Origin of the sequence: Anaerotruncus sp. DFI.9.16 (genome assembly GCF_024461615.1) — a bacterium.
Lineage (GTDB): Bacteria > Bacillota > Clostridia > Oscillospirales > Ruminococcaceae > Anaerotruncus > Anaerotruncus massiliensis.
Genome location: NZ_JANFZX010000093.1, coordinates 1 through 6,543, shown reverse-complemented (window position 1 = coordinate 6,543; position 6,543 = coordinate 1). Strand labels below are relative to the sequence as shown.

The window sequence follows — 6,543 nt, the reverse complement described above, 5'->3', positions numbered from 1 at the left end:
GACTTTGGCCGCAGGCCAACCGGAGGCGGCGCGGGGGTCAAGGGGGCGAAGCCCCTCGTGCCCTTCTTTGGTTCCTTTCTTGGGCATGCAAGAAAGGAACTCGCTGTCGGTCGACTACCGACAGGCCCTCCGACCCCCGGGCGGAATATCTAAAACCACCCCGGGGCGGGACCCGGCAACTCCGCCGCTCACCGAGCGGCAAATAATCACTCCCCGTGCAGGACAAACTCCGCCACCTTGTGCAGAATCCTCACGTCGACGAGCGCGTCGAGACTGGTTCCTTCGGGCGTGTACTCCTGCGAAAAGACCTTGCCGCCCGCCATGATCTCGTTTACCAGGCCCGAGCGGTCGTAGGGAATGAGCAGGCGCAGCCGCCGATGGGTGGGCGCAAGGGCGGCGGCGGTCTTCTGGAGCAGGTCGTCGAAGCCGAAGCCGGTTTTCGCCGAGAGCAGGACGGTGCGCTCCCCGAAGAGGAGCGGCGCCTCGGAGATGAGGTCGCATTTGTTGAGCAGCACGAGCATCGGCTTGTCGCCCACGCCGAGCTCCTCCATCAGACGGCGGGTGACGGCCACCTGTTCGTCGGTCTCGTCGGAGGAGGCGTCGCACACGCACCAGAGCAGGTCGGCGTTCACCGCCTCCTCGAGGGTGGATTTGAACGCCTCGACAAGCTGGTGGGGCAGCCGCCGCACCAGCCCGACCGTGTCGATCAGCAGGACCTCCCGCCCGTCCGGCAGGGAGAGCGCGCGCGAGGTCGGGTCGAGGGTTGCGAAGAGCTTGTCCTCGACGAGCACCCCCGCATTGGTCAGGGCGTTCAGGAGGGTCGATTTGCCGACGTTGGTGTAGCCGACGATCGCAACGGTCGTGACCCCCTCCTTTTTGCGGCGGGCGCGCAGGAGTCCCCGCCGCTTTTCCAGCTCGGCAAGCTGTTCCTGCAGCGCGGCGATCCGCCGCCGGATGTGCCGGCGGTCGGTTTCGAGCTGGCTTTCGCCCGGGCCGCGCGTGCCGATGCCGCCGCCCAGCCGGGAGAGCGCGCCCCCCAGCCCCGTGAGTCGGGGCAGCCGGTAGCGCAGCTGCGCCAGCTCGACCTGCAATTTCCCCTCGGCGGTGACGGCCCGCTGGGCGAAGATGTCGAGGATGAGGGTGGTGCGGTCGATGACCGGCACGCCGCACGCGTCCTCGATGTTGCGCATCTGCGCCGGGGAGAGCTCGCAGTCGAAGACGACGAGGTCCGCGCCGTCCCCCTTGCAGAATTCCGCGATCTCCGAAAGCCGCCCGCTGCCGATCACCGTGGCCGGGTCGAAGCCGCCCCGCTTCTGGAGCACCTTGGCAGCGGTCTCCGCGCCGGCGGTTACGGCAAGCTCCTCAAGCTCGTCGAGGGACACCTGCGCGTCATACTCCCCCGTGTCCACCGCGACGAGCACCGCGCGCTGCTTTTTTTCCACATTGTTTTCGATCATCCGCCTGCTCCCTTCCCCCTTTGTCCGGGGCTTTCCGCGCCCCTGCGGGGGCGGCAAACTTTTTTCCAGATTCTTTGCATTGAACCCGGGGCGTTTATGGGCTAAACTCAAACTAGAAATCATGAATTGGATGTGAACAACCGATGAAGCTCAACCTGATCGCCAGCATCCCCCTGCGCCCCGTCATCGAACGCATGCTCTCCGCCTCTCCCCATCGGCTGGAGCCGGTCTATCTGCCCGCGGCCCGCGCCGACCGGCCCACATTCCTGCGTGAGCGGATCGCCCGCGCGGAGGGCTTTGACGCGCTGCTGCTCGCGGACGGCGCGGAACTGCTGGACGGGGAGGGCCTCGCGGCGGGAGCCGTCCCGCTCGTTCTGCCGCGCGTACATAACTGCGTTTCCCTGCTGCTCGGCGGCGCGCCCCGCTACCGCGGCCTCTTCGGCCTGCACGGCGGCGAGCTCTGCTGGCGGGCCCCGCTCTGCGCGGAGGAGCTCTTCTTCACCCCGCGCGCCGGCTGCTCCGCTCTCTGCTATCTCGCGGACACCACCCTCGGGCTTCCCGACGAAAGCATCGAGGCGCGCGCCGCGGCCCGGAAAAACGGCTGGGATTACTTCGCGGAGGAGATCGACCCCGCGCTGCTCGCGCGGCTGCTCGCGGGCGCCTGGGAGGGGGACGATTTCGTCACGGTCCCGGCGGGCGGCCGGGTGGTCCCCACCTACACGCAGGAGCTTTTCCGCGCCGAGTGATTTTTATGCATCAGCTGCAAAGGGACGGGCTCGCGCCCGTCCCTTTTGTTGCCTTCACGGGAATTTCTCACCTGTCGGAGACGAGCTCCTTGAGGGAGGAGGCCATACCGGCCAGCGACTGGATTTCGCTGGGGATGATGATCTTGGTGGCTTTGCCGTCGGCGGCCTTGGCGAACGCCTCGAGGCTCTTGAGCTGGACGACCTTGTCGCTCGCGTTGGCTTCGGTCAGGACGCGCAGCGCGTCGGCGTTCGCCTTCTGCACCAACGCGATGGCCTCCGCCTCGCCCTGCGCCTCGCGGATCTTCTGCTCCTTGACGCCTTCGGCGCGCAGGATCGCGGACTGTTTTTCCGCCTCGGCGCGCAGGATGGCGGACTCCTTTTCGCCCTCGGCGACCAGAATCTGGCTGCGCTTTTCGCCCTCGGCGCGCAGAATCGATTCGCGGCGCTCGCGCTCCGCCTTCATCTGCTTCTCCATCGCGTCCTGGATCTCGCGCGGCGGCAGGATGTTCTTGAGCTCGACGCGGTTGACCTTGATGCCCCATTTGTCCGTCGCCTCGTCGAGGATCGCGGTGATCTTGGTGTTGATGACGTCGCGCGAGGAGAGGGTGCTGTCGAGCTCCATCTCGCCGATGATGTTACGCAGGGTGGTCGCGGTCAGGTTCTCGATCGCGGAGAGCGGGCGCTCCACGCCGTAGGTGTAGAGCTTGGCGTCGGTCACCTGGTAGAAGACGACCGTGTCGATCTGCATGGTGACGTTATCGCGGGTGATGACCGGCTGGGGCGCGAAGTCCGCGACCTGCTCCTTGAGGGAGACGCGCTTGGCGATCCGGTCGAAGAACGGCATCTTGAAGTGCAGGCCGGTCTCCCAGGTCGCGTAGTAAGCGCCCAGGCGCTCGACGACGTAAACCGACGCCTGCGGGACGATCTTGATGTTTGTGATCACGACGATCAGGACGATCAATACCAGGATGCCCAGAATGATTCCCAACATGTTGCGTGTCCTCCTTATGATTCGGTTTGTTTGCTGTAAGGTTCGACGATCAGCTTGACGCCGTCAATGGCGAGCACCCTGATCTTTTCTCCGGCGGGGATGTCGGCCCCGTCGCTGGAGCGCGCCGACCAATCGAGCCCGCCGACCCGCGCGCGTCCCGCGGAGAGGTCGTTGTCGATGGAGGCGGTCACGACGCCCACCTGCCCGATGAACCGGTCCGCGTTGGTGCTCTCCTTTTTGACATGGAGCAGGTTTTTGGCGATTGGCCGGGTGCCGATCAGCAGGACGGCCGAGACGATCACGAACGTCCAAAGCTGGACCACCCACGACACGTCGAACAGCGCCGCTTCCGCCGCGGTAATCGCCGCGCCCACCGCGAACCAGATCGATACGAGCTGGACGGTCAGGCCCTCGGACACTGCGAACGCAATGGCCAGCAGCAGCCAGACGATCGGCGCGTACTGCTGCCACCAGGAAAGCATATTCATGCCGGCAACCCTCACTTTCTTCTTTTATCTGAGCGGCTTTTGTAATCCGGATTCCGCTTGAACATATTGTACCACATTCCGCACGGATTCCACAACCGCTAAAGAATCTCTTTTCCGTTCCCCCCGCATCCCCCGGCATCCGCCCGCCCCGGCTGATCCCCCGATCTTATCCGCACGCCTCCATGCTCTCTCAATCTCCCTCATCCTCACTTTTTATTTTTTTGCGCCGGGAAAAAGAAACGCCCCCTGCGGCGCAGGGGGCGTTTTGAAATCGCGGTTACCGGTAGATGTTGACGCGGATGACGCCTTCGATGTCGCGGAGCTTGGCGATGATCTCATCGCTGATGCAGCCCTTGACGTCGACCATCGTGTAGGCGTAGTCCTTCTTGGATTTGTTGGTGAGGTTTTCGATGTTGAGTCCGCTGTCCGAGAGGACGGGGGCGAACTGGGTGAGCATCGCGGGGATGTTCCGGTGGATGAGGGTGATGCGGCTGTCCCCGCTGCGCGGCATCGAGACGGACGGCAGGTTGACCGAGTTGCGGATGTTGCCGTTCTCGAGGTAGTCGACAAGCTCTTCGGCGGCCATGCGCGCGCAGTTGTCCTCGCTTTCGGGCGTGGACGCGCCGAGGTGGGGGATCACCAGCACGCCCGGATGGCCGAGCAGGTCTTCGCTGGGGAAGTCGGTGAAGTAGCAGCGGACCTGCTTCTCCTCCAGTCCCGCGAGCAGGTCCTCATTGACCACCAGATCGCCGCGCGCGAAGTTTAAGAGCCTGACGCCGTGCTTCATCATCTGGATCGATTCGGAGTTGATCATCCCCTTGGTCTCGGGCGTGGAGGGGATGTGCAGGGTGATGAAATCGCAGTTCTCATAGATCTCCTTGAGGCTGTTGGCGTGCTTGATGCTGCGGGAGACGTTCCACGCGTTCTCGACCGACAGGTAGGGGTCGTAGCCCCACACCTCCATGTCGAGGTGGCGGGCGAAGTTGGCGATGCGGGTGCCGATCGCGCCCAGGCCGATCACGCCGAGGCTCTTGCCGGCTAGCTCGGGGCCCACGAACTGGCTCTTGCCCTTTTCGACGAGCTTGCCGACCTCGTCGCCCTGGCCCTTGAGGGACTGCGTCCACACCATCGAGGGGTAGATCTTGCGCGCGGACATGAGCAGCGCGCAGACGACCAGCTCCTTGACCGCGTTCGCGTTCGCGCCCGGGGTGTTGAAGACGACGATGCCCTGTTCGCTGCACCGGTCGATGGGGATGTTGTTGACTCCCGCGCCCGCCCGCGCGACCGCGAGCAGGGATTCGGGCAGCTCCATCTCATGCATCGCGGCCGAGCGCACGAGGATGCCGTTGGGGTCCTCCACGTCGTCGCCGATGCGGTATTTGTTGCGGTCAAAGACGTCCAGCCCGTTGGGGCTGATCTTATTGAGCGTTTTAATGTTGTACATCAGCCGTTCGCCTCCTCAAACTTCGCCATCAGCGCAACCAGTTTTTCCACGCCCTCGACCGGCATCGCGTTGTAGATCGAGGCGCGCATGCCGCCCACCGAACGGTGGCCCTTGAGGTTGAGGAACCCGGCGGCCTTCGCCTCGGACACGAACTTCGCGTCGAGCTCGTCGCTGCCGGTGACAAAGGGGATGTTCATGAGGGAGCGGTCCTCTTTGGCGACGGTGCCCTTGAAGAGCTTCGACCGGTCGAGGAAATCGTAGAGGAGACCCGCCTTCTTCTCGTTGGTCTTCTTCATCCCGGCAAGGCCGCCGACCTCGTTTTTGAGCCACTCGAGCACGAGCTTGCAGATGTAGATCGCATAGGTCGGCGGGGTGTTGAACATCGAGCCGTTGTCCACATGGGTCTGGTAGTTGAACATGGTCGGCGTGCTCTCCATCGCCTTCCCGACGAGGTCCTCCCGCACGATGACGACGGTCAGCCCCGCGGGGCCCATGTTTTTCTGCGCGCCCGCGTAGAGCAGGCCGAAGCGGCTCACGTCGATCGGCTCGGAGAGGATGCAGGAGGAGACGTCCGCAACGAGCGGGACGCTGCCGGTGTCGGGCAGCTCATGCCAGACGGTGCCGTAGATCGTGTTGTTGAGGCAGATGTGGAAATAATCCGCATCAGGCCGGAACTCGGCGGGATCGAGCTTGGGGATGTAGGAGAACGTCTTGTCCTTGGAGGAGGCGACCGCCTTGCAGTCTCCGTACCGGGACGCCTCCTTGTACGCCTTGGTGGCCCATTGGCCGGTGATCACGAAGTCGGCCTTGCCGGAACCCGTCATCAGGTTCATCGGGACCATCGCGAACTGGCTGGACGCGCCGCCCTGCAAAAAGAGCACCTTATAGTTGTCCGGGATTCCCATGACCTCGCGCAGCAGCGCCTCGCAGCCGTCGATGATCGCCTGGTACTCCTTCGAGCGGTGGCTCATCTCCATGACCGATTCGCCGGTGCCCTGGTAGTCGAGCATCTCCGAGGCCGCTTTCGCCAGCACGCTCTCGGGCAGCATCGACGGGCCCGCCGAAAAATTGTATGCCCTTGCCAATTGTAAAACCTCCCCTTCCACCCAATTTACTTGGGCAGCGTAATGAAAATATTGATACCATTATATTTCAAACCGCCGCCCCAGTCAATCTTATTCTCCCTTTGGGAGGCAAATTCGCCGTTTTTTTGCAGGATGAGCCTTCCGGACATGCAGATTTCGGTGGTTCTTCCCAATGGATCTGCCGCACGGGGAGCGGCGGAGGTTTTTCCCGGGTATTCCGCGCTGCGCCCGGCGGGGCTTTTTTCGCGCCCCTTCGGGGCACTCCAGATGTGCCGCTTTCGGCGGCGGAGATTGCCGGGACCCGCCCCGGCAGGCGGGCCGACTTCTTGCGC

The 6,543-nt window shown here is 63.9% G+C and carries 6 protein-coding genes; 1 reads left to right on the top strand and 5 read right to left on the bottom strand.

The features are described 5' to 3' along the window. Positions 1 to 206: 206 nt before the first annotated feature. Complete coding sequence (hflX, locus tag NE609_RS16570; RefSeq protein ID WP_256153152.1) at positions 207 to 1,457, bottom strand: GTPase HflX; 1,251 nt, start codon at positions 1,455 to 1,457, stop codon at positions 207 to 209. Between the two features lie 143 nt (positions 1,458 to 1,600). Here hflX and NE609_RS16565 point away from each other — a divergent pair, with 143 nt between their 5' ends. Beyond that, positions 1,601 to 2,203 (top strand): DUF1638 domain-containing protein, encoded by a 603-nt coding sequence (locus NE609_RS16565; RefSeq protein ID WP_256153151.1) that lies wholly within the window; start codon positions 1,601 to 1,603, stop codon positions 2,201 to 2,203. Positions 2,204 to 2,270: 67 nt separating this feature from the next. Here the strand turns inward: NE609_RS16565 and NE609_RS16560 are convergent, their stop codons facing one another. The 4 genes from NE609_RS16560 to serC form a co-directional block, all read right to left on the bottom strand. Beyond that, positions 2,271 to 3,194: an SPFH domain-containing protein gene (locus NE609_RS16560; RefSeq protein ID WP_101548188.1), complete on the bottom strand. Its 924-nt coding sequence runs from the start codon at positions 3,192 to 3,194 to the stop codon at positions 2,271 to 2,273. A 14-nt stretch (positions 3,195 to 3,208) separates the two neighbouring features. After that, on the bottom strand, positions 3,209 to 3,682 hold the full coding sequence (locus tag NE609_RS16555) for an NfeD family protein (RefSeq protein ID WP_256153150.1): 474 nt from the start codon (positions 3,680 to 3,682) through the stop codon (positions 3,209 to 3,211). Between the two features lie 277 nt (positions 3,683 to 3,959). Then, positions 3,960 to 5,126: a phosphoglycerate dehydrogenase gene (locus NE609_RS16550; RefSeq protein ID WP_121587075.1), complete on the bottom strand. Its 1,167-nt coding sequence runs from the start codon at positions 5,124 to 5,126 to the stop codon at positions 3,960 to 3,962. Next, positions 5,126 to 6,211 carry a 3-phosphoserine/phosphohydroxythreonine transaminase gene (gene serC / locus NE609_RS16545; protein ID WP_256153149.1) on the bottom strand — a complete coding sequence of 362 codons (1,086 nt, stop codon included), beginning with the start codon at positions 6,209 to 6,211 and terminating at the stop codon, positions 5,126 to 5,128. The genes NE609_RS16550 and serC overlap by 1 nt, the downstream gene beginning before the upstream one ends. Positions 6,212 to 6,543: the final 332 nt, after the last annotated feature.

What these genes read in the sequence shown, in the direction of transcription:
- NE609_RS16565 (WP_256153151.1), top strand. Translation starts at nt 1,601, where the DNA reads ATGAAGCTCAACCTGATCGCCAGCATCCCCCTGCGCCCCGTCATCGAA.
- NE609_RS16560 (WP_101548188.1), bottom strand. Translation starts at nt 3,194, where the DNA reads ATGTTGGGAATCATTCTGGGCATCCTGGTATTGATCGTCCTGATCGTC.
- hflX (WP_256153152.1), bottom strand. Translation starts at nt 1,457, where the DNA reads ATGATCGAAAACAATGTGGAAAAAAAGCAGCGCGCGGTGCTCGTCGCG.
- NE609_RS16555 (WP_256153150.1), bottom strand. Translation starts at nt 3,682, where the DNA reads ATGAATATGCTTTCCTGGTGGCAGCAGTACGCGCCGATCGTCTGGCTG.
- NE609_RS16550 (WP_121587075.1), bottom strand. Translation starts at nt 5,126, where the DNA reads ATGTACAACATTAAAACGCTCAATAAGATCAGCCCCAACGGGCTGGAC.